The organism is Streptomyces sp. NPDC055632 (assembly GCF_053618675.1).
Genome location: NZ_JBSHHY010000015.1, coordinates 1 through 24,553 on the forward strand (window position 1 = coordinate 1; position 24,553 = coordinate 24,553).

The 24,553-nt window shown below is 71.3% G+C and carries 23 protein-coding genes, 1 pseudogene and 1 riboswitch; of the genes and pseudogenes, 9 read left to right on the plus strand and 15 right to left on the minus strand.

Annotated features, from left to right (window positions below; translation table 11 throughout):
• Positions 1 to 159: 159 nt before the first annotated feature.
• Together ACWGSR_RS20010 and ACWGSR_RS20015 are read left to right on the plus strand one after the other, a co-directional pair.
• On the plus strand, positions 160 to 1,182 hold the full coding sequence (locus ACWGSR_RS20010; protein ID WP_453567872.1) for an aldo/keto reductase: 1,023 nt from the start codon (positions 160 to 162) through the stop codon (positions 1,180 to 1,182).
• An 11-nt stretch (positions 1,183 to 1,193) separates the two neighbouring features.
• Positions 1,194 to 1,912 (plus strand): annotated as a pseudogene (locus tag ACWGSR_RS20015) (transporter substrate-binding domain-containing protein).
• Positions 1,913 to 1,975: 63 nt separating this feature from the next.
• On the opposite strand, the gene ACWGSR_RS20020 reads toward ACWGSR_RS20015, so the two are convergent.
• On the minus strand, positions 1,976 to 5,110 hold the full coding sequence (locus tag ACWGSR_RS20020; RefSeq protein ID WP_453567874.1) for an FG-GAP repeat domain-containing protein: 3,135 nt from the start codon (positions 5,108 to 5,110) through the stop codon (positions 1,976 to 1,978).
• A 492-nt stretch (positions 5,111 to 5,602) separates the two neighbouring features.
• Here ACWGSR_RS20020 and ACWGSR_RS20025 point away from each other — a divergent pair, with 492 nt between their 5' ends.
• Positions 5,603 to 6,349, plus strand: coding sequence for a class I SAM-dependent methyltransferase (locus ACWGSR_RS20025; RefSeq protein ID WP_453567876.1), 747 nt, complete (start codon positions 5,603 to 5,605; stop codon positions 6,347 to 6,349).
• 120 nt (positions 6,350 to 6,469) lie between these two features.
• On the opposite strand, the gene groL is transcribed toward ACWGSR_RS20025, so the two are convergent.
• From groL to thrC, 4 genes are all read right to left on the minus strand, one after another.
• Complete coding sequence (gene groL, locus ACWGSR_RS20030) at positions 6,470 to 8,098, minus strand: chaperonin GroEL (RefSeq protein ID WP_062753193.1); 1,629 nt, start codon at positions 8,096 to 8,098, stop codon at positions 6,470 to 6,472.
• A gap of 361 nt (positions 8,099 to 8,459) precedes the next feature.
• Complete coding sequence (locus ACWGSR_RS20035; RefSeq protein WP_015035246.1) at positions 8,460 to 8,663, minus strand: cold-shock protein; 204 nt, start codon at positions 8,661 to 8,663, stop codon at positions 8,460 to 8,462.
• Positions 8,664 to 9,074: 411 nt separating this feature from the next.
• Complete coding sequence (locus tag ACWGSR_RS20040) at positions 9,075 to 9,353, minus strand: MoaD/ThiS family protein (protein WP_366376150.1); 279 nt, start codon at positions 9,351 to 9,353, stop codon at positions 9,075 to 9,077.
• A 104-nt stretch (positions 9,354 to 9,457) separates the two neighbouring features.
• Positions 9,458 to 10,768: a threonine synthase gene (thrC, locus tag ACWGSR_RS20045; RefSeq protein ID WP_453568103.1), complete on the minus strand. Its 1,311-nt coding sequence runs from the start codon at positions 10,766 to 10,768 to the stop codon at positions 9,458 to 9,460.
• Positions 10,762 to 10,906, minus strand: a riboswitch (SAM riboswitch). (Overlaps the previous gene by 7 nt.)
• 150 nt (positions 10,907 to 11,056) lie before the next feature.
• On the opposite strand from thrC, the gene ACWGSR_RS20050 reads away from it, so the two are divergent.
• The 4 genes from ACWGSR_RS20050 (at position 11,057) to ACWGSR_RS20065 (ending at position 14,428) form a co-directional block, all read left to right on the plus strand.
• Entirely contained in the window at positions 11,057 to 11,998 is a 942-nt protein-coding gene (locus ACWGSR_RS20050; protein ID WP_383330421.1) for a glucosyl-3-phosphoglycerate synthase, read from the plus strand.
• Between the two features lie 38 nt (positions 11,999 to 12,036).
• A complete protein-coding gene (locus ACWGSR_RS20055) occupies positions 12,037 to 12,306 on the plus strand; it encodes a hypothetical protein (RefSeq protein WP_453567879.1) in 270 nt (89 codons plus the stop codon).
• A 110-nt stretch (positions 12,307 to 12,416) separates the two neighbouring features.
• A complete protein-coding gene (locus tag ACWGSR_RS20060; RefSeq protein WP_376242942.1) occupies positions 12,417 to 13,778 on the plus strand; it encodes an alpha,alpha-trehalose-phosphate synthase (UDP-forming) in 1,362 nt (453 codons plus the stop codon).
• Positions 13,779 to 13,894: 116 nt separating this feature from the next.
• The gene (locus ACWGSR_RS20065; RefSeq protein ID WP_453567882.1) at positions 13,895 to 14,428 is read left to right on the plus strand and encodes a hypothetical protein; all 534 of its coding nucleotides are present in this window, start codon (positions 13,895 to 13,897) and stop codon (positions 14,426 to 14,428) included.
• Between the two features lie 136 nt (positions 14,429 to 14,564).
• On the opposite strand, the gene ACWGSR_RS20070 is transcribed toward ACWGSR_RS20065, so the two are convergent.
• From ACWGSR_RS20070 to ACWGSR_RS20090, 5 genes are all read right to left on the minus strand, one after another.
• Positions 14,565 to 15,110 carry a GNAT family N-acetyltransferase gene (locus ACWGSR_RS20070; RefSeq protein WP_376242958.1) on the minus strand — a complete coding sequence of 182 codons (546 nt, stop codon included), beginning with the start codon at positions 15,108 to 15,110 and terminating at the stop codon, positions 14,565 to 14,567.
• A 25-nt stretch (positions 15,111 to 15,135) separates the two neighbouring features.
• Positions 15,136 to 15,699 (minus strand): lasso peptide biosynthesis B2 protein, encoded by a 564-nt coding sequence (locus tag ACWGSR_RS20075; RefSeq protein WP_376242938.1) that lies wholly within the window; start codon positions 15,697 to 15,699, stop codon positions 15,136 to 15,138.
• A complete protein-coding gene (locus ACWGSR_RS20080; protein WP_453567884.1) occupies positions 15,699 to 17,585 on the minus strand; it encodes an albusnodin/ikarugamycin family macrolactam cyclase in 1,887 nt (628 codons plus the stop codon). Before ACWGSR_RS20080 ends, ACWGSR_RS20075 begins: the two co-directional genes overlap by 1 nt.
• Positions 17,586 to 17,604: 19 nt before the next feature.
• Positions 17,605 to 17,739, minus strand: coding sequence for an albusnodin family lasso peptide (locus ACWGSR_RS20085; protein ID WP_376242956.1), 135 nt, complete (start codon positions 17,737 to 17,739; stop codon positions 17,605 to 17,607).
• A 173-nt stretch (positions 17,740 to 17,912) separates the two neighbouring features.
• Positions 17,913 to 18,119, minus strand: coding sequence for a hypothetical protein (locus ACWGSR_RS20090; protein ID WP_376242934.1), 207 nt, complete (start codon positions 18,117 to 18,119; stop codon positions 17,913 to 17,915).
• Between the two features lie 406 nt (positions 18,120 to 18,525).
• Between ACWGSR_RS20090 and ACWGSR_RS20095 the strand changes: the two genes are divergently transcribed.
• Together ACWGSR_RS20095 and ACWGSR_RS20100 are read left to right on the plus strand one after the other, a co-directional pair.
• Complete coding sequence (locus ACWGSR_RS20095; protein WP_376242932.1) at positions 18,526 to 19,785, plus strand: helix-turn-helix domain-containing protein; 1,260 nt, start codon at positions 18,526 to 18,528, stop codon at positions 19,783 to 19,785.
• Entirely contained in the window at positions 19,782 to 20,330 is a 549-nt protein-coding gene (locus tag ACWGSR_RS20100; RefSeq protein WP_376242930.1) for a GNAT family N-acetyltransferase, read from the plus strand. Before ACWGSR_RS20095 ends, ACWGSR_RS20100 begins: the two co-directional genes overlap by 4 nt.
• 12 nt (positions 20,331 to 20,342) lie before the next feature.
• On the opposite strand, the gene ACWGSR_RS20105 is transcribed toward ACWGSR_RS20100, so the two are convergent.
• The 5 genes from ACWGSR_RS20105 to ACWGSR_RS20125 form a co-directional block, all read right to left on the minus strand.
• Positions 20,343 to 20,708 (minus strand): hypothetical protein, encoded by a 366-nt coding sequence (locus ACWGSR_RS20105; RefSeq protein ID WP_376242928.1) that lies wholly within the window; start codon positions 20,706 to 20,708, stop codon positions 20,343 to 20,345.
• 555 nt (positions 20,709 to 21,263) lie between these two features.
• Positions 21,264 to 21,878, minus strand: a complete 615-nt coding sequence (locus ACWGSR_RS20110; protein WP_376242926.1) for a hypothetical protein — start codon at positions 21,876 to 21,878, stop codon at positions 21,264 to 21,266.
• Between the two features lie 190 nt (positions 21,879 to 22,068).
• Positions 22,069 to 22,911, minus strand: coding sequence for a trehalose-phosphatase (gene otsB, locus ACWGSR_RS20115; RefSeq protein ID WP_453567889.1), 843 nt, complete (start codon positions 22,909 to 22,911; stop codon positions 22,069 to 22,071).
• Between the two features lie 50 nt (positions 22,912 to 22,961).
• Entirely contained in the window at positions 22,962 to 23,234 is a 273-nt protein-coding gene (locus ACWGSR_RS20120; protein WP_376242921.1) for a DUF3263 domain-containing protein, read from the minus strand.
• 12 nt (positions 23,235 to 23,246) lie between these two features.
• Complete coding sequence (locus ACWGSR_RS20125; RefSeq protein ID WP_376242919.1) at positions 23,247 to 24,530, minus strand: ABC transporter substrate-binding protein; 1,284 nt, start codon at positions 24,528 to 24,530, stop codon at positions 23,247 to 23,249.
• Positions 24,531 to 24,553 lie beyond the last annotated feature (23 nt).

Consider the following 24,553-nt stretch of genomic DNA (forward strand, 5'->3'; position numbering starts at 1 on the left):
CGCCCGCGGCGCCGTTGGTGTCCAGCGGGACGGCTGGGGTGGGGGCGCCGGCAATGGCGGGAGGCCGGGGGCGGGTGCGCTCGGGGCGTGAAACCGGGGTGGGGCTCCGGCCCCGTCCCCGTGCACAATGCGCCTTCCCCACCCCGGAAGGGCTCCTCGATGCACACCTCGGCCCACACCCACGACAGCGCCCCGGCCCATGCCCGCCCCCACGCCTCCGACTCCGGCACCTGGCTCCTCGGCGGCGAACTCCCCGTCCGCCGGATCGGGTTCGGTGCCATGCGGCTGCCGCAGCACGGCGAGGCCCTCGTCCCGCACGCCGTGCCGATGGACCGCGACCGGGCGATCAAGGTGCTCCGCGAGGCCGTCGACCTCGGCGTGAACCACATCGACACCGCCGCCTTCTACTTCTCCCCGCTCCGCTCCGCCAACGAGCTGATCAACAGCGCCCTCGGCGGCCCGTACCCCGACGACCTCGTCATCGCGACCAAGGTCGGCCCGGCCCGCGACGTCTCCGGCGCCTGGAGCGAGCACGCGCGCACCCCGGCCGCCCTGCGCGGCCAGGTCGAGGAGAACCTGCGGCAGCTCGGCCGCGACCACCTCGACCTGGTCAACCTCCGCATCCTCGGCACCGATTCGGTCGCCGAGCGCTTCGGCGCCCTCGCCGAACTCCGCGAGGCGGGCCTCATCCGCCACCTCGGCCTCTCCAACGTCACCCCCGACCAGCTCGCGGAGGCCCGGACCGTCGCCCCCGTCGTCTGCGTGCAGAACATGTACGGGATCGGGGTCCGCCCGGAGTACGAGGAGTTCGTCCGCCTCTGCGGCGCGCAGGACATCGCCTTCGTGCCCTTCTACGCGATCGCCGCCGCCGGCCGCGAGGCCGGTGCCACCGCGACCGAGAGCGAGGAGGTCCTCGCCGTCGCCGGGGCCCACGGCGCGAGCCCCGCCCAGGTCCGGATCGCCTGGACCCTCCACCAGGGCCCGCACCTGCTCGCGATCCCCGGCACCGGCGACCCCGCCCACCTGGCCGCCAACGTCGCGGCGGGCACCCTCCGCCTCACCCCCGGCGAACTCGACCTCCTGAACCGCCTCCACCGCGCTCCCGTACGGGAGAACCCCATCGCTCCCCAAGCTCCGTCCCCGGGCCCCACCCCCGTACGGAAGGCCCCCACCGCTCCCTAGACTCCACCCCCATGACGACCACGCAGCGCATCGCCGCCGACCTCGCCCCCGCCGGAGTGCTCCGCGCCTCCGTCAACCTCGGGAACCCGGTGCTCGCGCAGGGCACCCCCGAGGCCCCTCCGGGATCACCGTCGACCTGGCGCGGGAGATCGGGGCGCGGCTCGGGGTCGGGGTCGAGCTGCTCTGCTTCGACGCGGCGCGGAAGTCGTTCGGGGCGATGACGGACGGACGGGCCGACCTCTGCTTCCTCGCCGTGGACCCGGCGCGCGAGGCGGAGGTCGCGTTCACCGCCCCGTACGTCCTCATCGAGGGGGTGTACGCCGTGCCGCGCGGCTCCGCGCTCACCACCGTCGGGGAGGTCGACGCCCCCGGCGTCCGCATCGGGGTCAAGAAGGGGTCCGCCTACGACCTGTTCCTGTCCCGGACCCTCGCGCACGCGACCGTCGTGCGCGGGGACGAGGGCGTCGACGTCTTCCGGGCCGAGGGCCTGGAGGCGGGCGCGGGCATCCGGCAGCCCCTGACCGCGTACGTACGGGAGAACCCCGACGTCCGGCTGATCGAGGGCCGGTTCATGGAGATCCGGCAGGCGGTCGGCACGACGCCCTCCCGCGCCCCGGAGACCCTCGCCTTCCTCCGCGACACGGTCGAGGAGCTGAAGGCGAACGGCTTCGTCACGGACGCGCTGCGCCGCGCCGGCCAGGACACCGGCCTGCTGGCCCCGCCCGCCTGAGCTCGGGGAGACCTAGGGGGTGCCCGCCGCCCCGTGGGCCGCGGCCCACGGGGCGGCGGTGGATCAGTGGAGCTCCTTGAACCCGTTCCAGCCGCCGGCGCCGATCATCACCCGGGTGGCGTAGAGGCCGTTGCCGAGGTTGGTGTAGCGCCACAGCTTGCCGGTGGCCCTCTCCCGCGCGACCAGATCCCCGCGCTTGTCGCCGTTCAGGTCGCCGACGCCGACCAGGGACGAGTAGCCGCCCCAGCCGCCGCCGACCTTCACCCGGGCCGTCACACCGCCGGCCGCCGTGCCGTAGTACCGCCACAGGACGCCCGAGGCGTCCATGCCGAGCAGGTCGCCCCGCCCGTCGCCGTTCAGGTCACCGGCGCCCGCGATCTTCGTGTACAGCTTCCAGTTCACGCCGATCCGCACCCGGTTCCGCAACCGGTGGTCGGCCGTGCCGGCGTAGAAGTACACGTCTCCGGTGGACGTCTGACGGGCGACCAGGTCGGCGTACCCGTCGTCGTTCACGTCCCCCGGCGCGGTCAGCACGTCGTACTGGCCCCAGCCCCCGCCCACCGGGACGTACGGCGAGGAGGCCGACACGAACGTCCCGCAGGCCGGCCGGTACGACCGCAGCTGGTCGCCCACGCGCGCGTACACGTCGTTGCAGCCGTCGCCGTTCGTGTCGCCCGACGGGACGAGGACCGTGCCCGCCGGGAACTTCGCGCCCGTACCGGCGATCCGGGCCGAGACCCCGCCCGTGCCGTTGCCCCTGTAGAGCGAGACCAGGCCCGCCGGGTCCGTCGCCAGCAGGTCGCCCAGGCCGTCGCTCCCGGCCATGTCGCGCCACGCGGCGGCACCGCCGGTCACCGACACCGCGCCGGACAGGGCCAGATCGGCGCCCTGCCCGTCGGCGGGCTTCACGGTCAGGGTCCAGGCGTACGCGCCGTCGGCGACGACCGCGCCCGCCGTGTCCTTGCCGTTCCAGACGGGGCCGGCGACGCCGGGTCCCTCGCCGGTGAGGGTACGGACCTGCCGGCCCGACGCCTTGTGCCGGAGCGCGAGCGTCCAGGTGCCGGGCTTGGACAGGTTCCAGCGCGGCTGCCACGCGGACGACTTCAGGTTCACCGACGCCGGTACGGCCGCGTCGGTCACGGCGAGGCGGCCGGTGGCGCCGCCGAGGCCGACGACGCGGACCGCCTGCCGGGAGTCGACGAAGGCGACGCCCCCGCCGAACCGGTCGACCGTCCAGCCCTGGCCGTATTCGGGCAGGGAGGACGCGACGGTGCCGAGGGTGCGGACCACCGGCGCGCCGGAACGGACGTCGGTCACGCTCAGCGCGTCACCGGCGTCGCCGGGCACGGTGTGGGCGACGAAGCCGTCGCCGAGGCGCGGCCGGGCGGACCGGGGCACCTGGAAGGAGACCCGGGTCCTCTTCTCCCGGTCGTACACGACGGCGGACGTGCCGTCGCCGCAGCGGGCGTAGATCCACCTGCCGACGACGTCGAGGTCGGAGACGGCGCAGTCGGTGCCGAGGTCCACCGTCGCGACGGTGGCGCCCGTGCTCAGGTCGACCGCCGAGACGGTGTCGTCCTCCGTGGACGGCGTCCAGAGCCAGGTGCCCCACAGGGCCTGGTTCGTCCGGTCGGAGACCGAGAGGACCTTCCCCGTCTCGACGTCCGCGACGACCGAGCGGGGCTGCCGGTCCTCGGTGGCCAGGAAGTGCAGGTGACGTCCGGCGGCGCCGAGGACGCGCACCGGGCTGATCCTCCGGGCGGTGTCCAGCTTGACGGAGCGGGTGCCTCCGCCGGGACCGGGCGTGGTCACCCGCGCCGTGATGACGCAGCCGATGCACGGCGGGGAGCCACGGAAGGGCGGGATGTCCTCGGTGAACAGGGTGACCAGCCGCCCGTCGCCCGTGTCGGCCCACCACTTCGCGCCGATGTCCGAGGCACCGGCGGGCGGGCAGTTCGGGACGGTCCCGGTGCCAATGGCGGGGTCGCAGCTCCAGCGCTCGACGGCCGTGCGCGGCTCGGTCGCGGAGAGGTCGTACCGGACGGCGCTCCGCTTGCCGAAGTCGTCGTGCCCGACCGTGAGCCGGCCGTGCGCCAGGGTCAGTCCGCCGCGGTCGACCGGCCGGTAGGGGAGGGCCTGGAGCTGCTTGGCGGCCGGTGCGCTCGCGGCGCCCGGGGTCACGCGCCACACGCCCCAGTGGCCGAGGTCGGTGCCGCCCTCGACGTACAGGCCGCCGTCCGCGCCGACCTCGAACCGGCGGTCGACGACGGTGGAGAAGCCCAGGGAGCGGGTCTCGCCGGTGACGAGGGAGGTCGCCCTGACCGGACGGGGTCCGTTCAGCGGGCCGTAGTGGCTGACCACCCAGTCGCCGAGGAGGGCGACCCGGCCGTGGTGGTCGCCGCCGCCGTCCGGCAGTCTCACGGTGGTGGCGGGCCCGCCGCTCCGGGGGAGGACGAGGACGTCCGACGCGCCGGAGAGGCCGTACACGACGATCCGGTCCGCGCTCAGGCCGGCGTACACGTAGGAGCCGGGCCGCTCGGGCAGGTCCGGCAGGGAGGTCAGGGCTCCCGTGGCGAAGTCGAGGACGCCGAGGCCCTTGCCGCCCGCGGCCCGCTGGTACTCGACGACCGCGCCCCGGGCGTCGGAGCCGAGGACGCCGGGCCGTCCCACGACGGCCTCCGGCATCCGCACGGCGACGTCCTCGGGGGCGCCGGGACCGAGTCCGAGGAGGTGGAGCGTCGTGGCGCCCCCGGCGTCGGTGCTGTGGCTGAGCAGCCGGTTCGCGCCGCCGAGGATCTCGGCCCACCGGTGGCCGGCGGGGAGTTCGCGGGTGAGGGTGGCGCCGGTCGTCCAGTCGTGGACGGTGGCCGTGCCCGTGTCGTGGTGGGAGCTGAAGCACCCGAACCTGTCGCCCTGGAAGACGATCAGGCCGAGCGAGTCGCAGAGGTCGCGGGGAGCGGCGGTCCCTCCGCCCGCGAGGCCCTGCCAGCGCAGCTTCTCCAGGGCCGGGTCGTAGGTCTGCAGGCCGGTCCCCGCGCCGAAGAGGCGCTGGACCGGCGGGACGGCGCTGGGCGGCGCGTCGATCGCCACTTCGTACGGGGAGTCGGGCGCGGCCGTCGCGGCGGGCGCCGTGACGGTCAGGCCGGTGATTCCCAGCGCCGCGCTCAGCGCGAGCGCGACGGCTCTTCGGACGGACAAACGGGTCCCCTCGTACGGCCGGGACGGCACGTGCCGTGCGGCGTGATGTCGGATGCGACAGGGGAGGCGGGAACGGCAGGGCGCGTACGGATACAGGTGTTGTACGGATACAGGTGTTGTACGGATACGGGTGTGTGTCCGCGTCCGCGTACGGGTACGCGCGCGTGCCGGAGCCGGGAGCCGGCCCGATGCCCCCCATCTGCCGGCAGCCGGATCGTACAGGCGTGCGGGACCGGGACGCCACAGGAAAGATCGCGCCTCCGGCACCGGGAACGGAAACCCTCCCGGGCGCGCTCCGGAAAGGCCCCTTCCCGGAGCGCGGGACGGGCTTCCGGGGACCGCGCCGCCCCTCGCGCCCCGCAGGGTCCCGGCATGCGGGACGGCCCGCACAGCAGCCGTACGAAGCTCCCACCCACCCCCTCAACACCCTTGCTGACCTGGGGCTTTGGTGTTTCGACCACTAAACTGGGGCACCTCGGAGGGGAGTTCTTCATGGATACCGCCCATCGCCATGTCCGTACGATCGACGACGTCATGACCCTGCTCGACGACCTGTTCCCGCCCGCCGCCGACCGGTGGTCGGCGGGTGGCTCCGGCTGGTGGGACGGGTTCTACGCCGACCGGGACAGGTCGGTGCCGTTCTTCGTCGCGAAGCCGGACGAGAGCCTGGTGTCGTACGCCCGGCGGGGGTTGCTCCCGGGCGGCGGGGGCCGGGTCCTGGACCTCGGCTGCGGGCCCGGCCGCAACGCCCTGTACCTCGCCTCGCTCGGGTACGAGGTCGACGCCGTCGACCTGTCCCCCACCGCGATCCGGTGGGCGGAGGAGCGGGCCCGCGAGGCGGGTGCGGAGGGCGTGCGGTTCGTGTGCGGCGACGCCTTCGCGCCGGGCGTCCTGGACGGGCCGTACGACCTCGTGCACGACTCCGGCTGCTTCCACCACCTGCCCCCGCACCGCCGCGTCGGCCACCTCGCGCTCCTCGACCGGGTCCTCGTGCCCGGCGGGCGCTTCTCCCTGACCGCGTTCGCCGCCGGGGAGGGCGGCATGGGGTCCGAGCTGCCGGACGCCGACTTCTACCGGCGGGGACGGCTCGACGGCGGCCTCGCCTACACCGACGACTCCCTGCGCGCGGTCTTCGCGGACCTGGAGGAGGTCGAACTGCGCCGCATGCGCGACGAGCCCGCCGACTCGGCCGCCTTCGGCGAGCCCTTCCTCTGGGCGGGCCTCTTCAGGAAGGCGTGAGCGGGCCCGCGGGGGAGGAACCCGGACAACGCCCGAGGGCGGCACCCCCTGGTGGGGGTGCCGCCCTCGTTCGCGTTCAGCGATGAACCGCCGATCCCGGGATCAGGAGATCCCCGAGGATCAGAAGTCCATGTCACCGCCCGGCATGCCGCCGCCGGCCGGCGCGGCGGCCTTCTCCGGCTTGTCGGCGATGACGGCCTCGGTGGTGAGGAACAGCGCGGCGATCGACGCGGCGTTCTGCAGCGCGGAGCGCGTGACCTTCGCCGGGTCGATGATGCCCTCGGCGATGAGGTCGACGTACTCGTTGGTCGCGGCGTTCAGGCCGTGGCCGACGGGCAGGTTGCGGACCTTCTCCGCCACGACGCCGCCCTCGAGGCCGGCGTTGACGGCGATCTGCTTCAGCGGGGCCTCCAGGGCCAGCTTCACGATCGCGGCACCGGTGGCCTCGTCGCCGGAGAGGTCGGCCTCCAGCTTCTCGAAGACGGTCGACGCCTGGAGCAGGGCCACGCCGCCACCGGCGACGATGCCCTCCTCGACGGCCGCCTTCGCGTTGCGGACGGCGTCCTCGATGCGGTGCTTGCGCTCCTTGAGCTCGACCTCGGTCGCGGCACCGGCCTTGATGACGGCCACGCCGCCGGCCAGCTTCGCCAGGCGCTCCTGGAGCTTCTCGCGGTCGTAGTCCGAGTCGCTGTTCTCGATCTCGGCACGGATCTGGTTCACGCGACCGGCGACCTGCTCGCTGTCACCGGCACCGTCGACGATGGTGGTCTCGTCCTTGGTGATGACGACCTTGCGGGCGCGGCCGAGCAGGTCGAGGCCCGCGTTCTCCAGCTTGAGGCCGACCTCCTCGGAGATGACCGTGCCGCCGGTGAGGATGGCGATGTCGTTCAGCATGGCCTTGCGGCGGTCGCCGAAGCCCGGGGCCTTGACCGCGACGGACTTGAAGGTGCCGCGGATCTTGTTGACGACCAGGGTCGACAGGGCCTCGCCCTCGACGTCCTCGGCGATGATCAGCAGCGGCTTGCCCGACTGCATGACCTTCTCCAGGAGCGGGAGGAGGTCCTTCACGGAGGAGATCTTGGAGTTGACGATCAGGAGGTAGGGGTCGTCGAGCGACGCCTCCATGCGCTCCATGTCGGTGGCGAAGTACGCCGAGATGTAGCCCTTGTCGAAGCGCATGCCCTCGGTGAGCTCCAGCTCCAGACCGAAGGTCTGGGACTCCTCGACGGTGATGACGCCTTCCTTGCCGACCTTGTCCATCGCCTCGGCGATGAGCTCGCCGATCTGGGTGTCGGCGGCGGAGATGGAGGCCGTGGAGGCGATCTGCTCCTTGGTCTCGACATCCTTCGCCTGCTCGAGCAGGGCGCCGGAGACGGCCTCGACGGCCTTCTCGATGCCGCGCTTGAGGGCCATCGGGTTGGCACCGGCGGCGACGTTGCGGAGGCCCTCGCGGACGAGCGCCTGGGCGAGGACGGTGGCGGTGGTCGTGCCGTCGCCGGCGACGTCGTCCGTCTTCTTGGCGACTTCCTTGACCAGCTCGGCGCCGATCTTCTCGTACGGGTCCTCGAGCTCGATCTCCTTGGCGATGGAGACACCATCGTTGGTGATCGTGGGGGCGCCCCACTTCTTCTCGAGGACGACGTTGCGGCCCTTGGGGCCGAGGGTGACCTTGACGGCGTCAGCGAGCTGGTTCATGCCGCGCTCGAGACCGCGCCGGGCCTCCTCGTCGAACGCGATGATCTTGGCCATGTGAAGTGGTCCTCCCGGACATGGGGTGGATAACGCTCCAGGACCGCGCCGACGCCCGCGACGGACGGCCTCCGCGTGTCCGTGTGGTTCCTTGCCCCACCCGGCCGGCGGCCTCGTCTGCCCGATCCTCGTAGCACTCTCACCTGCCGAGTGCTAACGCCAATGATTAGCACTCGACCTAGGAGAGTGCAAGCGACTCTCGGGTTTCGGGAAGGGGGCACTGGGCTCCGGGGGGCGGGAGGGGCGCCCGGGAGCGGCGACCGACGAGGCCCCGGCGCCCGGCGAACGCGCGAGGGGCCCGCGTCCCCTCAGGGATGCGGGCCCCTCGACGGCGTTGCGTCGGTGGCCGATCGCGCCGCGCTCAGACGGCGAGCTTGACCATGTCCGCCTGCGGACCCTTCTGGCCCTGCGAGATCTCGAACTCGACTCGCTGTCCCTCTTCGAGGCTGCGGTAGCCATCCATCTGGATCGCGCTGTAGTGGACGAAAACATCCGCACCACCGTCGACCGCGATGAAGCCGTAGCCCTTCTCCGCGTTGAACCACTTGACGGTGCCCTGAGCCATGCCTAACTCCCCTATTACTGGCCCTTGCGCGGGGCCGCACTTCACGAACCCCGGGTCAGACCCTGCGCCGGAACGCGTCGACCGCGGCTGAATGTATCTGTCCAACTGCCCTCTGCAACAGGCCATTCGGATGGCAATTCTGGGCAGCGCGGAAAGGAGAATTGGGGAGGTTCCCTTGAATCGCGGGGCAAGTCGGGCCCGGCAAAGCGCGCAGAAGGTGCACAACGCGCACACAGTTTGGCTGCTTCTTGTCAGGTCGAGGCGCGTTCTCATATGCGCCCGGCATGAGCAGCGGCGGGGACTTCCCCAACTCTACCGCGCTCAACCATGCAGAATTGCCCCTTCCGCTTATGGACGCGGAAGGGGCAATTCAATAAAACGGGACAGGAAGAGCGGTGCTCCCCCCTCGGCTCAGCAGCCGCCGGCGACCGCCGGGATGATCGAGACGCCCGAACCGGCCGGGGTGGCCGTCTCCAGGCCCTGCTCGAAGCGCACGTCGTCGTCGTTCACGTAGACGTTCACGAAGCGGCGCAGCTTGCCCTGGTCGTCCAGGACGCGGGCGGCGATGCCCGTGTGGTTCTTCTCCAGGTCCGCGATGACCTCGGCGAGGGTCGCGCCCTCGGCCTGGACCTCAGACTGCCCGCCGGTGTAGGTGCGGAGGATGGTGGGGATGCGGACGTTCACGGCCATGACTTACGTAACCTTTCGGGGAACCGAGGACCGGGACCTGAGGGGACCGGCGGGCGCTGAGGGAGTCAGCGGGCGCTGAAGGAGTCAGCGGACGGCTGAGGGGATCAGCGGGCCAGTCCCGCGTCGCGGAACGCGTCCAGGCTCGGTCGGATGGTGGCGGTCGCCTGAGAGGTGTCGGCCACCGCGTCCAGGGTCTTGAGCCCGTCGCCGGTGTTGAGGACGACGGTGGTGAGCTCCGGGTCGATGAGGCCGTTCTCCACCAGCTTGCGCGTGACGCCGACGGTCACGCCGCCCGCGGTCTCGGCGAAGATCCCCTCGGTGCGCGCGAGCAGCTTGATCGCGTCCACGACCTGCTCGTCGTTCACGTCCTCCACGGCGCCGCCGGTGCGGCGGGCGATGTCGAGGACGTACGGGCCGTCGGCCGGGTTGCCGATGGCGAGCGACTTGGCGATCGTGTTCGGCTTCTGGGGCCGTACGACGTCGTGCCCGGCCTTGAAGGCGGCGGACACCGGGGAGCAGCCCTCGGCCTGGGCGCCGAAGATCTTGTACGGCTTGTCCTCGACGAGGCCCAGCTTGACGAGCTCCTGGAGGCCCTTGTCGATCTTGGTGAGCTGGGAGCCGGAGGCGATCGGGATGACGAGCTGGTCCGGGATGACCCAGCCGAGCTGCTCGCAGATCTCGTACGCGAGCGTCTTGGAGCCCTCGCCGTAGTACGGGCGCAGGTTGACGTTCACGAAGCCCCAGCCCTCGCCGAGCGGGTCGCCGATGAGCTCCGAGCAGAAGCGGTTGACGTCGTCGTAGTTGCCCTCGATGGCGACGAGGTCACCGCCGTAGACGCCGGCCATGACGACCTTGCCCTGCTCCAGGTCGTGCGGGATGAACACGCAGGAGCGGAAGCCGGCGCGGGCGGCGGCGGCGCCGACGGCGCCGGCCAGGTTGCCGGTGGAGGAGCAGGAGAGGGTGGTGAAGCCGAAGGCGCGGGCGGCCTCGATGGCCTGGGCGACGACCCGGTCCTTGAAGGAGTGGGTCGGGTTCCCGGAGTCGTCCTTGACGAAGAGCTTCCCGGGGGCGACGCCGATCTCGCGGGCGAGGTTGTCGGCCTTGACGAGCGGGGTCCAGCCGGGGTTCAGGTTCGGCTTCTCGGCGACGTCGGCGGGGACGGGCAGGAGGGGGGCGTAGCGCCAGATGCTGGCGGGGCCGGCCTCGATGCGCTTCCGCAGCTCCTCGGGGTCGCCGGCGGGGAGGTCGTACGCGACTTCGAGCGGTCCGAAACAGAGTTCGCAGGCGAAGATCGGGCCGAGTGCGAAGACTTCACCGCATTCGCGACAGGAGAGCCCGGACGCGGGACCGAGGTCGACGGTGATGGCGGGTGCGACGGTCTGTACAGCCATGGAGGCGAGGCCCTTTCTCCTCATCTTTCCCATGACGAATTTTTCGCCATGAGACGGATTTGGCACCTTCCCTAGCCGGGGACCTCGCTGGATGACGAGTGACCGACTGGAGGGTTGCCGGGGCTTCAACGGGCCGTTTCCCTCTGCCCCTCTGGATGAGCGGTATTCGATTGTGGGGAGGGCCGGGACTTTCGTTCCTGCGCTCCGACGCGTACGCCACCCCGATGTGCGCGGGGTCGCTGCGTTGTTCAAGACTGTAACCGAAGGCCCGGGCGCTTGGACGGCCCGTCCGAACCGCGAGATGGAGATCACGTGCTGGAAGAGGTGGAGCGCTGGCTGTCCCGGCGGTCCTGGTCCGTGGCGGACCGGCCGCTGGAGCGGATCCTCGCCGCCAAGCGTGCGACGACGGTCAGCGTGGTGCTGCCGGCGCTGAACGAGGAGGCGACCGTCGGGGACATCGTGGGCGTGATCCGGCGCGAGCTGATGTCGGAGGCGGTGCCGCTCGTCGACGAGCTGGTGGTCCTCGACTCGGGCTCCACGGACCGCACGGCGGAGGTCGCGGCGGCGGCCGGGGCGCGGGTGGTGGCGCGCGACGACGTACTCCCCCGGATACCGGCCGTGCCCGGCAAGGGCGAGGTCCTGTGGCGGTCACTGATGGTGACGAGCGGGGACGTCGTGTGCTTCGTGGACGCGGATCTGCGGGACTTCTCCGCGGACTTCGTGACGGGGATCGTGGGCCCGCTCCTGACCGACCCGGACGTGGACCTCGTCAAGGCGATGTACGACCGCCCGCTGGACGGCACTCCTGGTCAGGGCGGCCGGGTGACGGAGCTGGTGGCGCGCCCGCTGCTCAATCTGCACTGGCCGCGGCTGGCCGGCTTCGTGCAGCCGCTCGGCGGCGAGTACGCGGCCCGCCGCTCGCTCCTGGAGCGGCTGCCCTTCCCGGTCGGTTACGGAGTGGAGCTGGGGCTGCTCGTGGACGCGCTGCACACGGTGGGCCTGGACGGGCTCGCGCAGGTGGACGTGGGCGTCCGCAAGCACCGGCACCAGGACGGGCACGCGCTCGGCCGGATGGCGGCGGCGATCTACCGGACGGCGCAGCTGAGGCTATCGCGGGGGCACATGGTGCGGCCGTGGCTGACCCAGTTCGAGCGGGGCGAGCGGGGCTTCGAGCCGCGGACGTACGCGGTGGACACGGAGGAGCGGCCGCCGATGGCGGAGATCGCGGAGTACGCGCGGCGCCGCGTGGCGTAACGCGACCTTATGATCCGTTTTACATACATTCACTTCCCATGGATTCCATGGGCTTCGGACGACGTGCGGGCAGGGCGCTGGCGGTGGCGGTCCTGACGGCGGTGGCGTGGGCGCCCGCGACGGCGGGCGCGGCCCCGCCGCCGCCGGTCCACGCGTCCCCGGCGCCGGGCGCGCCGGGGAAGGCGACCACCCCGCCCCACCCCCGGGGGAACGAGGAACGCCTCTGGCTGCTCGGCGGCCTGGTGACGGCCCTTGCGGCGACGGGCCTGGTGGCGAGGGCGGCCCTGCGCGACCGCCCCGACCTCTGAACTCCTGGCCCCGCGAGGCCGCCGCCGCTCCCCCGTAACCCTGGGTGGCCGGATCCCCCCGTCTTGTATACGTACGTTTGAGCGTTTACGGGACGGGCTAGGTTCGCCACATGGCTACTGTGCTCGTGGCATCCAACCGGGGACCCGTCTCGTACGTACTGGGCGAGGACGGCTCGCTCGACGCCCGCAGGGGCGGCGGCGGCCTGGTCTCCGGCCTGAGCGCCGTCTCCTCGCAGGACAGCGTGTGGGTGTGCGCGGCCCTCGGCGAGGGCGACCGGGAGGCGGTCCGGCGCGGGGTCGGGGAGCCCGGCGTGCGGATGCTGGACATCGATCCGGACGTGTACGCGGACGCGTACAACGGCATCGCGAACTCGGTGCTGTGGTTCCTGCACCACCACCTGTACGACATCCCGCGCGAGCCCGTGTACGACGCGGAGTTCCGGCGCCTTTGGGAGTCGTACCGCGCCTACAACCGCGCCTTCGCGGAGGCGCTGGCCGGGGCGGCGGACGAGGGGGCGGCGGTCCTGGTGCAGGACTACCACCTGGCCCTGGTCCCCGGGCAGCTCCGGGAGCTCCGCCCGGACCTGCGGATCGCGCACTTCACCCACACCCCGTGGGCGTCCCCCGCGTACCTGCGGATGCTGCCGGACGACATCCGCGAGGAGCTGCTGTGGGGCATGCTCGGCGCGGACGAGCTGGGCTTCCACACGTCGGCCTGGGCCGAGGCCTTCGCGGCCGGCGCGGACACGAAGGGCACCGGGACGCGCGTCGCGGTGTACCCGCTGGGCGTCGACGCCGAGGAGCTGCGGGCGCTCGCGTACCGGCCGGCGGTGGACGAGCGGCTGGCGGAGCTGCGGGCCGAGGTCGGCGACCGGAAGACCATCGTCCGGGTGGACCGCACCGAGCTGTCGAAGAACATCCTGCGCGGCCTGCTGGCCTACCGCGAGCTCCTGACCACCCGCCCGGAGTGGCGGGGCCGGGTGGTGCACCTGGCGTCGGCGTACCCCTCCCGGCAGGACCTGGAGGTCTACCGCTCGTACACGTCCTCGGTGGCGGCCCTGGCGGAGGAGATCAACGCCGAGTTCGGCACGGAGGACTGGACGCCGGTCCTGGTCTCGGTGAAGGACGACTTCACCCGCTCCCTGGCGGCCTACCGCCTCGCGGACGTGGCCCTGGTGAACCCGGTCCGCGACGGCATGAACCTGGTGGCCAAGGAGATACCGGTGGTCTCGGAGGAGGGCTGCGCGCTGGTCCTCTCCCGGGAGGCGGGCGCGTACGAGGAGCTGCGCGAGGACGCCCTCACGGTGAACCCGTACGACGTCTCGGAGACCGCCGAGGCCCTCCACACCGCCCTCACGATGCCCCACCCCGAACGCGCCGACCGCACGAAGCGCCTGGCGACGGCGGCGACGGCCCTGCCCCCGCAGCGCTGGTTCCTGAACCAGCTGGAGGCCCTCGGGAACCCCTCGTAGGGCCCGGCACGCGACGGGACCCCCGGCGAAGAGCCGAAGCCCCCAAGGACCCCGACGCCCCCACAGACCCCGACGCCCCACCGCCGCCCCTGATCGACGGCATGGAGAATCAAGGGATGCCCGATCTCGATTTCTACGCCCACGTCGCCACCCGCGGCGACGTCCTGGGCGCCGGTGTCACCGCCCCGCCCGCGACGTGGGAGGCGGCGCTGGGGCCCGACCACCTCGACGACGCCTCGCACGGACTCATGCGCCGGGACTACGGGCTGGTGGAGCTCTCGTTCGAGGAGGGCGACGGCGTCTGGTCGTGTTTCGGCATCAGCGTGCAGGTGCACCGTCTGACGACGGGCGACGCCTCCGTGGTGCCGCCGCCGCTCCGGAACGCGTACGGACCCTTCGCCCCCCGGGTGGAGTTCGACGAGCTGAGCGCCGCCGTCACCGGTCTGGGCTGCTCGATCGAGCCTGACGACGACGCGACGACGACGGACATCCGCCGGTACCGGGTGGCGGAGACGGGAGCGAGGATCTTCGTCGTCGCCGACCCCGGCCCCTACGGATACGGCGAGCCCGACCCGGACACACCCGGCACCCGGGCCGGCGACGTCTGGTCCCTGTCCGTGTCGCCGTCGTGGTGGCGGTCGACGAACTGAACCGGACCCACGCCCCGACCCCCGAGAAGGCGCGACGGACACTCCACGGGTGCCCGCCGCGCACTCGTACGAAGCCCGACTCCCCGCCGTGAAGCAGGACGGGCGGCATGGATTCCGTCCTCGTCGGCGCCGATCGCTACTCCCGCTCCGGATCGACCAGGGCGCGTACGGCCGAAGGGCCGGTGAAGTCGCGGGCGAGAGCGTCCATGACCAGCTCGTCGCACACCTGGCCGAGCCAATATCCCGCCTCGCGCAACGTGCCCACGGTCTGGAACCCCGCCTTCTCGTACGCCTTCACACCCCCGACGTTGGGCACCAGCACCTTCAGCCAGACCATGCGCAGGTTGACGACGTGGAACGCGTAGTCGAGCACGAGTCGGGTGGCTGCGCTCCCCAGCCCGCGCCCCCGTGCCTCCGGAGCGAGCATGACGACGTACTCGGCGGTGCGCACCTGATGGTCAGGGAGGAGTGTCGCGACTCCGGCGGGGACGGGATCGGCACCGCTGAGGTCGTAGACGGTGAATCGGACGTTTTCACCGCGCAGTTGATGTGCCATGCCTTCGGCTCGCGCTTCCAGTGATTCCGGGGCCTGGCGCCCGTAACCCACGAGGAGGGCCGGGTCCTGTTCCCACCGCCAGTAGGTCTCCACGAGGTCGGACCGGAACGGGCCGAGGCCACAGATGTCGTCCTTGATCCACAGGGTGGGGTCACTGGTCACGGCGGTCTCCGATCACGAGAACGGGGGTGTAGGAACGGGTCGAGTCGGGCTCGGCCACGAGGACACCATCCACAGTCTGGACCCAGGCATGCAGGCGGACAGGGTCCGGTGCCACGCCATGACACCAGATGACGGACAGGCGTCTCATGGCGAGCAACAGCACGGTGGCGGCGGATTCCTCCAGGCAGGCCGTACGACCAGGTGACAGCCACGCCGCACGGCGTACGGCGAGCACGGCCGCCCTGGCCTGCCCGGGTGTGGCCGGACGGCGGCACGTTGACGCGGCAGCTCGCACCACGGTCGTCACGCGATGCATCGCGGTCGCTCCGGGGCCCGCGTTCTTGACGGCGAAGACGGTTGCCAGGGCGGCAGTGGCCGAGGCTGTCCAAGGGGCCGAAGGGCGTTCGAGACCAGCAGGGTGCTCGGTGCTGCCCCAACTGGCTCGGGGCGCGGCAACGGGGTTCTGGCTTCGGCCGGGCGTCTGGCAGCGGACGCGCCCTGTGCGGTAGTCGATGACGACCAGCACATGTCCGAAGTCCACGGACCTCTCCATCACGTCCTCCCTGAGACATGGACGGCCCAGGCCGGGGCGGAGTCGCGGTGATGTGCGTGCAGCCAGGCCTCCACGGTAAGAGCCTGCTCGATGGTGGCGAGCGACATCGGGACACCGGCGGCGGCGTGCTGAAGACGGCGATCGAAACGGACGGGGTCGAGAAGACCGAAAGAGGCGAGGTGGCCGTCGGCGAGGGTCCGAAGGTCGTCCAGGTTGGCGCGCATCCCGGTGTAGTGATCGGCTTCGAAGCTCCCCTTCGTCGTACGCGTGGCCACCGCAGTGGGCAGCAGGTCACCGACGGCGCGTACGAGCAGGGGCTTGTAGCCGTGGACGGAGGGCCGTCGCTCCAGCGGGTTGCACAGCACTGCGTCGATCACGGACGCGTCCAGGAAGGGGTTGTGGAGGTCGACTCCGCAGCCGGCCACGAGTTCCGCGTCTGCCCGCGCGGTACGAGCGACTTCCCGGATCTCGTCCACGAGCGTGCGTGTGGAGGCGTCCAGAACGTGAAGAGGATCGAAGGCCGCAGCAGCCTCATGGGCAGCTCCGGCGACGTGTCCGAGGGCAGTCGGCTCCACCCATCCGGGGATCGGCGGTGGAGTGAACCAGCGGATGTTTCCACGGCCCTGGTGTGGTTCCGCATCGCCCGAGAAGTACCGAGCAACGTCCACGAGGGCATCGGACCGACTGGTGCGTGCCATCTTTGCCGCCTCGCTCAGCAGGGGTAGGACGGGGGTGCGGCGAAGACGCGCCCAACCGTGCGCCTCACACACGACTCGGCGCCACCGACCGGCGCGTACGAGGTCGCAGAACTGCGCCGGAGGCTGGAACAGAATGCTGTCCCCACCGTCTCCGGTCAGATGGGTTCTTGTTCCCAGTTCCTGACGCATCCATCGGATCTGACCGAGGAGGCGGGCCTGAGTGAGGGTCGACGGGGCGGGTTCGTCGGTGGCGGGCAACGAGGTGATCCCGCTGTACGGCAGGTGTTCGGTGCTCAGCGGGAGCAAGTGGTGGGAGATCCGTCCCTGAAGGGCTGCGGCCGTCAGCCGCGCGTAGTACAGATCGGCCCCGTCCGTCTGCCCCTCGGGGTGGATCGTCACCGCGTCGAGTACGTGCGAGTCGTTGAGGGAGAGTGCGGCGAGGACGGCCACAGTGGTGGAGTCCAGTCCTCCGGAAAGATCCGAGGACAGCGCGGGATCCGCTTGTACGCGCAACGCCACGGCGTCGGTGAGAGCCCGGCGAAGTCGATGATGCGCCAGGCGGCGGGGATCGGCCAGAGGTACCCACCTCATGACGGAGCGCACCGGGCCACCGTTCCGGGGCAGTTCTGCCCGGCTACCGGGCGGTAGTTGCTCGATTCCCGTGAAGAACGTCCTACTGCCGGCAAGGCTGGGAATCGAGGGGGCGAGGACCGCACACGCGACGCGGCGCACATCCACGTCGGCGCGGGTGAGCGAAGCGAGAACCCGGGCGGAAGTCGCCCATGCCCAGCCGCCGCCCCACCGCGTGGCATAAAGGGGGAAGGACCCGGCCGGGTCGGTGTGCACCACCACGTGCTGCGCGTGCTCCTCGATCACCGCGTACGAGCCGGGCCAACGCCATGCCACGTCGGCAGGCACCGGCTTGTCGGCGAGATCACGCAGTTGCCCCGCCGTCACACCGCACCAGCCGACCACCAGGACACGAGGTCGGCCCTCACCGGTGGGCACCGGGTGGACCGGGGTCTCCCCGAGCCGCCACAGCGCGATGGAGGGAACTGGGATCTGAGCGCCGAACGGACGGGGAAAACCGTCCGAGGCCGTACTGAATCCGCCTAAGGTCACGAGTCCTCCGGTGTCGGGGCGGGCTACAGGAATGCGGCCCCGGCAGAAGCCGGAGCCGCACGTCATGCGGAAGGGCTACGGACGATCAGCAGTTGTACGCGCGCCGCTTGTCCTCGGAATGACCTCCGCCCTGTCCCTCGGTCAGCTCGGCGACATCACCGATGTCGACCGTGTCCGGCTCGGACGCCGGGACGCCCTCCTTGTGAAGCGTTTCGCTCATGACGATGCCTTTCTCCAGGTGGATGAGGTGGTGGTGCGACCCGCTTCGCGCCGACTGCCGAGAGAGGCGAAGCGGGCATCCGTGGGCCTGCTCGTCCAGCGCCCCGGCGACTGCCAGGACGATCACGAAAAGGCCGGCGGCGACGGTATGGAGCAGGACGGTGAAACGCCGGCTCACACAACGGCCTGAACGTTGGCGACAGCGGCCGACCATTCGACACCGGACACGGGCCTGATGTGGGCGACCCGCACCACTCGGCCGTCGTCGTGAACTTCGTGGGTGACGGCCACGAGTTCTCCTTCACCTCCGGAAGCGATGTCGCGCACCCGGCGACCGAGCAGTTCGTGCCGCTCGTACCCGGCGTGGTCGACGGCGTTCACGCCCCGTGCTCCTGCTCGGTCCGAGCGGGCCGCTCGCCAGCGAAACGGCGCATGAACCGCTCCCAGCCGCCGGCCGCCCTGAGACGTAACTCCCGGCTCGGAACGCCGTGCTCCGGATTCGGTACGACGTACTCGCGTCCGCTCGCTCCGGGCGTGCGGCGGGGGAGGAGAGGGCTGTCCATCGCTTGCTCCTGCCGTCGGTGTGTTTCGACGGCCGTCCAGGCAGGTGGGAGGGAACCTGCACGGATCACCCTGAGCCCGGACGGCGTGTGATCAGTCAACGGCTCCTGTCGACAGGAGAACAGGAAAGGTCGCCGATCGCACCGGTACTCGTAACCGGAAAACTTTGCGTGCGCTTTGCGACTCCCCTGGCCCTCCAAGAGAGCACGGAGCTACTTTCTGCGTCGTGGCAGTCAACGCCGTGTTGAAGCAGCGGATGCTCGATCTGGGCCTCACTCAAGAGGAGTTGGCAGGGCAGATGAACGCCGCCCTGCTGAGGATCACGGGCAGTCCCGGCGAGGTGTCGGACCGGACCGTGCGGAATCTCCTCAGCGGCGCCACCCGGCGACCGATCGGCCGCACGCGCAGGGCGCTGGAAGAGGTTTTCGGTTGTCCGTTACAAGAGCTGGGGTTCGAGCTTCCCAGCACCACAGCACCACCGGAGGCCCCAGTGGAACGACGCCAGTTCATCGCGGCCGGATCGACCCTGGTCCTCGCGTCGGCCACCGCCGCTGTCAGCGCTCCCCGCCGCATCGGCGCCAGTGACGTCGAACGACTCCAACGCAGGTTCGCGGACGTGGTCGCCAAGGACCACCGCCACGGTGGCCGGCTCGTCATCGAGCAGAAGGCCGCATCTCTAGCGGACGAAGCCCTGGCCCTGCAGGCCTCCGGCAGCGCCGGCCAACGCATCAGGAGGCAGATCTACTCTTCGGCCGCAGCCTTCCGGTCCTCCGCGATGTGGGCCGCCATCGACGGACGCCGGTTCGACGACGCCGTCCGGCACATGCACGTCGCCCAGCAGCTTGCCGAGATGGCCGGCGATCCGTACATCAAATTCCGTATCTGGTCCCATGCCGGGACGATGTACCGGCACATGGGCCGGCCGTCCGATGCCATCGTGGCCAACGAGGTTGCCCGCAAACTGGGCATCACTCGCCAGGACCCCATGTTCGCTTCTCTCGGTCTGGCCAGGCAGGGAGCGATCCACGGAGCGGCCGGAGACGGAACCGCCACCCGCCGGGCGTTCGAGCAGGCGCAGAACGCGATGCTGCGGGCCGATCCGGACGACCATCGCCCCGTATGGATGAACGCCTTCTACGACCAGGCCGAACTCGACAGCCTCGCGCTGTCCGCATACCTCGCTCTCGGCGACTTCGAGCGGGCCGAGGCCCATGGCCACCGTTGCCTGGCCGCTCTCCGACCCCACATGCACCGGTCCAAGGCCATCGCCACGACCCGCGTCGCACGAGCCCAGCTCGAACAAGGCGATGTGGAACCCGCTGTCGCGAGCGCGATGTCCGTCCCGGCCGATGCCGCCACCCGTCATCCCCGTGTCGTGGGAATGCTCCATGCTTTCGGTGTACGCCTGAAGATCATCGCTCCCGGCAGCACCCTCACCCACACTTGGACCCAGTACGCTCGCGAGACCTGGAGGCACCCCGCATGACCACCCGACTCCACCGCTACACGAGCGCCCCCGAGGACATCGAGCAGGTCACCACTCCACTGATCACGGCATACGCGAAGGTCCGTGAGCCGCTGCTCCACCTGCCGAACTACGCGGTGCCGGTCTTCGCCGAGCGCCTGGAGCGTCACGGCGGAGAGCCGGGCTTCGAGGCGGTGCTCGCGTTCGACACCGAGGGACGGCCGGTGGGCTACGCGTACGGCAACACGGTGGAGAGCGGGGACCGTTGGTGGCGGAGGATGGGCGACGTGGACCCCGCCTTCACCGGCGCCCCGGCCCTGGCCCTGAAGGAGATCGGCGTCACGGTCCCCCATCGGGGAACCGGACTGGCACGGCGCATCCACGACGAACTCCTCGCCGGCCGCAGCGAGGCGTACGTGTCGTTGATGGTCAACGCGTCGGCCGGTGACGGAAAGGTCCGGCGGGTCTACGAGTCCTGGGGGTACGAGGTGATCGGCACGAGCCGGCCGTCCCCGGAGTCGCCCGTACTCACCGCGATGATCCGCCCGATCGGGGCGGAGTCCTGACGAGGGCCGGGCTCATTCGTCCCCGTCGTCCCCGTTGTCGCCGCCGTCGATGACGGTGAGCCCGGCGCCCTTCCGCGTGTACGGGTCGGGGGCGTCGGCCGGGATGCTCTGGACGGCCCGGCCCTGGGCGGCCCCGTTGCCGTTGAAGACGAAGTCGGGACGGATGCGCCAGTTACGACCGTCGGGGTAGATGAACCCGGCTTCGGAGAGCTGCTTGAGGCTGCGCGACACCGAGGACTGGGCCATTCCGACCTGCTCGGCGAACTTCACCTGGCTCTCGACGATCACCAGGCCGTGGTCCTTGCGGTTCTGAAGCGCACACATCCGGTGGAACAGCTTGTAGGCGCTGACACTCAGGTCGGCGTCGGCAAGCGCCATGTGAGCCGCGTATCCCATTGTGGTGAACCCTCCTCCCCGGAACCAGAGACTTCCCGTGACGGAGACCGAGGAGTGAACAGTCAGATCGGCGATCTCACCGGTGGTCCTGTTCACGGTTTCAATTCGAGTAACCCTTCGGCCTGCACGCACAGAGTAACCCCACGGGTGAATAGAAGGCAGGCAGAACTGCATGAGCTGATGCAGCCCCGACCAGTTTTCATCCAGCACTGGATACCCTAGCGGAAGATTCCAGTACTGGATGACATCATCCAGTACTGGAATCCAATCAGGGGAATCCTGCAGGTCAACGGTCTGCCGCCCCTGCTCCGTCTTAAGCAGGTAAACGCACCCGCCGTACGGGAACCCCTGCGGTACTCGCTCCGCTCCGTTCCTCGGGGGTGCCCCGCCCCCGCCCCGTGCTCCTGCGGGCCGCCGTGGGCCGAGGTCGTGGCATCGAGGAGAAGCGTGGCCGGGGCCGGTGGGTGGTCGCCGTGCACACGTGACGGACGCCCGTCCGGCTCTCCCGCCGCCTGGGCGGGCTTTCGTGGGCCGAGGTCACGACGGGGCCCGGCGGAACCAGCGGCGGCGGGCGGTGCGTTCTCCTGCGTGCGGGCACAGGGGTGAGTGGGGTCCCTCCTGTGGTCCGGTGGCGCCCCGGAGCAGGACGCAGCGGTCGTGGCGGGCGTCGAGGTCGGCGCCTCCCACCAGAGCCTCCAAGTCGTCCGCGAAGTGCCACGCGGTCGCGTGCGCCCTTCCCTGGTCGTGTCGTTCCAGTCGGGCGACCGGCCGGCTCAGGACGCCCTCGAACCAGGTCGCGCACCGGTCGGCCAGCTCCTGCGGCGTTCCGGTCGCCCGGAAGAAGCCGCGCTCGGGTCTCTGGTGGAGGTTGAAGAGCTGGTCCTCCACCTTGCCCGCCCGCACGTGCGTGCCGTGGAAGTGCACCGCCCAGTCCCCCAGCGACATCGAGCGTTCGAAGTCGCTGGGGGAGATGTGGACCAGGAGGGAGGAATCGTCCTCGGGGCGGCCGACACCGCTGGGAGCCCACGACACCCGCCACGACGCGGCCCGGTCCCGCAGGGCCGCGACGAAGACGAGTTCGTCCGTGTCGAAGTCCCAGGGCTCCTCGCCGTCCTCCTCAGGGTTCTCGACCTCGAACCAGGATCCGCTCATGGAACAACCTCGGGACTCGACCGCGGAGGCACCGGTCCGGTGCCGGACGGAACGGGGCCGGCCGGATTCGAACCGGCGTCCTCCTCCATGCGGTGCAGGCGCGACGACCACTGCGCTACGAGCCCCGTTCCGCCCGTGATCGTACGAGACGCCCGCGCCCCGTCGCCTTCGCGTGTCCGGACCCGGCCGTTCAGCTCCCCCGTACCGCCTCCGCCAGGGCCGTCAGGAAGTCCACCACGCCCGCCGGGCCCGGGACCGCGAGGTCGCCGCGGTCGGAGAGTTCCGGGACCTCGCCGGAGCCGCTGCAGACCAGGAGGCCGGGCGTGCCGTCGGAGCGGAGCTTCTCCACGGCGGCGAAGGCGGGCAGGTCGCCCAGGTCGTCGCCCGCGTAGAGCACGGACCCCGCGCCCGTCTCCCGTACGTACGCGGCGAGCGCCACGCCCTTGTCCATGCCCGGGGGCCGCAGCTCCAGGACCATCCGGCCGGGCTCCAGGACGAGCCCGTGGTCGGCGGCCAGGTCGGCGAGGGGGCCCTTGAGCGCCTCGAAGGCGCCCTCCGGGTCGGTGGCCCTGCGGGTGTGGACCGCGACCGCGCGGCCCTTCTCCTCGATCCACACGCCCTGCCACGCCCCGGCCCGGTCGAGGAAGCCGGGCAGCTCGGCGCGGACGGCGGCCACGCCCGGGGGGACGGGGGCGGCCTGGACCGCGCCGGTGACGGCGTCCCAGCGTTCGGCGCCGTAGTGGCCGAGGACGACCAGGTGCTCCAGGCCGGGGACTCCGGCGAAGCCGCCGTGGCGGACGGCGACCCCGGCGGGCCGGCCGGTCACCACGGCGACGGAGGCGACCCGGGGCGCGAGGGCGGCGAGGGCGGTCACCGCGCCGGGGTGGGCGCGGGCCGACTCGGGGTCGGGCACGATGTCGGCGAGCGTGCCGTCGAAGTCGAGGGCGACGACGGTCTCCTCCGGCCGCGAGAGGATCGCGGCCAGGCCGTCACGGCCGGCGGACGTGGTCGGGTGCGGAAGGCTGTTGACCATGCTTCCGACCCTACCCACGGAGAGCCGCGCCTACCTTCCCGCTTCCGCGCTCACCTCCTGCGCTGGCGCTCCTCGCGCACCCGGCGCAGCCGGTTGACCGTCACCGGGTCGTGGGCCAGGGCGCGCGGGTCGTCGAGGAGCGCGTTGAGGAGCTGGTAGTAGCGCGTCGGGGAGAGGCCGAGGCCCTCGCGGACGGCCCGCTCCTTGGCGCCGGGGCCCGGCCAGGAGCGGCGCTCGACGGCGAGGAGGGCCTGCTCCTGCTCGGTGAGGGCGGCGGGGCCCCCGCCGTCCTCACCCTGCGTCGCTTCCCGGTCCTCGCTCATAGGACCAACTTATTACTCGGCGGCCTCCGCCGCCGTCGCCACGCGTCCGATCGAGCCCAGGACCTCGGCGGGGCGCCCGTTCGGGACGACGGCCTTGCCGATGTTCTGCTTGACGTTCTCGCTGACCTTGGCCCACGAGGTCTTGCCGACCGGCGGGAGCTGCGCGTCGGGGAGGACCTTGAGGAAGACGTGCAGGTTGGCGTGCTCGGGGTCGGTCTCCATGCGGCCGGAGGCGGTGACGGTGACCGGCAGCAGGTCGTTGTCCCCGGCGAACTTCAGGACGTTGTCGTCGTTGAAGGCGAAGTTGAGGAAGTCGCCGATCTCCTTGCGGTGGCCGTTCTGCTTGAAGCCCATGATCCAGTCGGCGACGCCCATGGAGGTCCTGCTCGGGCCGTCGGCGCCGGGGAGCGGGACCTGTCCGACCTCGACGCCCTTCTTCGCGGCCTCCTTGAGGAGCGAGGGGTGGCCGTTGAGCATGCCGACCTCGCCGTTCGCGAAGGCGGTGAAGGCGGCCTTGCGGTTGAGCTTGCCGGGGGCGACGGGCCCGGTGAGGTCCTTGCCGACGAGGTTCGTGCGGAGCCACTCGAAGGTGCGCACGTTGGCCTCGGAGTCGACCGCGTAGTGGTCGGTGGCGTCGGTCCAGCCGCCCTCGCCCGCGAGCAGCCACATCATGGCCTCGGCCTGGGCCTCCTCGGGGCCGAGCGGCAGCGCGAAGGGGGTGCGGACGCCCTCCTCCTTGAGCTTCCCGGCGGCCTCGGCCAGCTCGTCCCAGGTGGTGGGCGGCTTGATGCCGGCCTTCGCGAAGAGGGCCTTGTTGTAGAAGAGGGGGCGCGTGGAGGCGACGAACGGCAGGCCGTACTGGATCTGCTTGTGCTCGCCCGCGGCGACGAGCCGGGGGAGGAAGTTGGCCTGGACGGGTATGGAGAGCAGGTCGTCGGCGGCGTAGAGCTGGCCGGCGGCCGCGTAGTCGGCGTAGGCGCCGATCTGCGCGATGTCGGGGGCCTCGCCCGCCTTCACCATCTCGGCGACCTTGCGGTCGACGTCGTCCCAGGACTCGACCTGGACCTGGACCTTGATCCCGGGGTGCTTCGCCTCGAAGGCGGCGGCGAGGTCGGTCCAGTACTTCTTGCTGGAGTCGCCGCCGGACAGGTCGTACTCGGCGGCGACCAGCTTCAGGGTCACGTCGCCGGAGTCGCCGCCCAGGGATCCGCAGCCGGAGACCGTGGCGGTCAGTCCGAGGGCCGCGGCGGCCGCGGTCAGTCCAAGAAATCGTCGCCGCTCCACGGCTTCATCCACCTTTTGCTCGTCGTTGAGCTGCA

What these genes read in the sequence shown, in the direction of transcription:
- ACWGSR_RS20010 (WP_453567872.1), top strand. Translation starts at nt 160, where the DNA reads ATGCACACCTCGGCCCACACCCACGACAGCGCCCCGGCCCATGCCCGC.
- ACWGSR_RS20025 (WP_453567876.1), top strand. Translation starts at nt 5,603, where the DNA reads ATGGATACCGCCCATCGCCATGTCCGTACGATCGACGACGTCATGACC.
- groL (WP_062753193.1), bottom strand. Translation starts at nt 8,098, where the DNA reads ATGGCCAAGATCATCGCGTTCGACGAGGAGGCCCGGCGCGGTCTCGAG.
- ACWGSR_RS20035 (WP_015035246.1), bottom strand. Translation starts at nt 8,663, where the DNA reads ATGGCTCAGGGCACCGTCAAGTGGTTCAACGCGGAGAAGGGCTACGGC.
- ACWGSR_RS20040 (WP_366376150.1), bottom strand. Translation starts at nt 9,353, where the DNA reads ATGGCCGTGAACGTCCGCATCCCCACCATCCTCCGCACCTACACCGGC.
- thrC (WP_453568103.1), bottom strand. Translation starts at nt 10,768, where the DNA reads ATGAGGAGAAAGGGCCTCGCCTCCATGGCTGTACAGACCGTCGCACCC.
- ACWGSR_RS20055 (WP_453567879.1), top strand. Translation starts at nt 12,037, where the DNA reads ATGGATTCCATGGGCTTCGGACGACGTGCGGGCAGGGCGCTGGCGGTG.
- ACWGSR_RS20060 (WP_376242942.1), top strand. Translation starts at nt 12,417, where the DNA reads ATGGCTACTGTGCTCGTGGCATCCAACCGGGGACCCGTCTCGTACGTA.
- ACWGSR_RS20065 (WP_453567882.1), top strand. Translation starts at nt 13,895, where the DNA reads ATGCCCGATCTCGATTTCTACGCCCACGTCGCCACCCGCGGCGACGTC.
- ACWGSR_RS20075 (WP_376242938.1), bottom strand. Translation starts at nt 15,699, where the DNA reads ATGGAGAGGTCCGTGGACTTCGGACATGTGCTGGTCGTCATCGACTAC.
- ACWGSR_RS20080 (WP_453567884.1), bottom strand. Translation starts at nt 17,585, where the DNA reads ATGACGTGCGGCTCCGGCTTCTGCCGGGGCCGCATTCCTGTAGCCCGC.
- ACWGSR_RS20085 (WP_376242956.1), bottom strand. Translation starts at nt 17,739, where the DNA reads ATGAGCGAAACGCTTCACAAGGAGGGCGTCCCGGCGTCCGAGCCGGAC.
- ACWGSR_RS20100 (WP_376242930.1), top strand. Translation starts at nt 19,782, where the DNA reads ATGACCACCCGACTCCACCGCTACACGAGCGCCCCCGAGGACATCGAG.
- ACWGSR_RS20105 (WP_376242928.1), bottom strand. Translation starts at nt 20,708, where the DNA reads ATGGCGCTTGCCGACGCCGACCTGAGTGTCAGCGCCTACAAGCTGTTC.
- ACWGSR_RS20110 (WP_376242926.1), bottom strand. Translation starts at nt 21,878, where the DNA reads ATGAGCGGATCCTGGTTCGAGGTCGAGAACCCTGAGGAGGACGGCGAG.
- otsB (WP_453567889.1), bottom strand. Translation starts at nt 22,911, where the DNA reads ATGGTCAACAGCCTTCCGCACCCGACCACGTCCGCCGGCCGTGACGGC.
- ACWGSR_RS20120 (WP_376242921.1), bottom strand. Translation starts at nt 23,234, where the DNA reads ATGAGCGAGGACCGGGAAGCGACGCAGGGTGAGGACGGCGGGGGCCCC.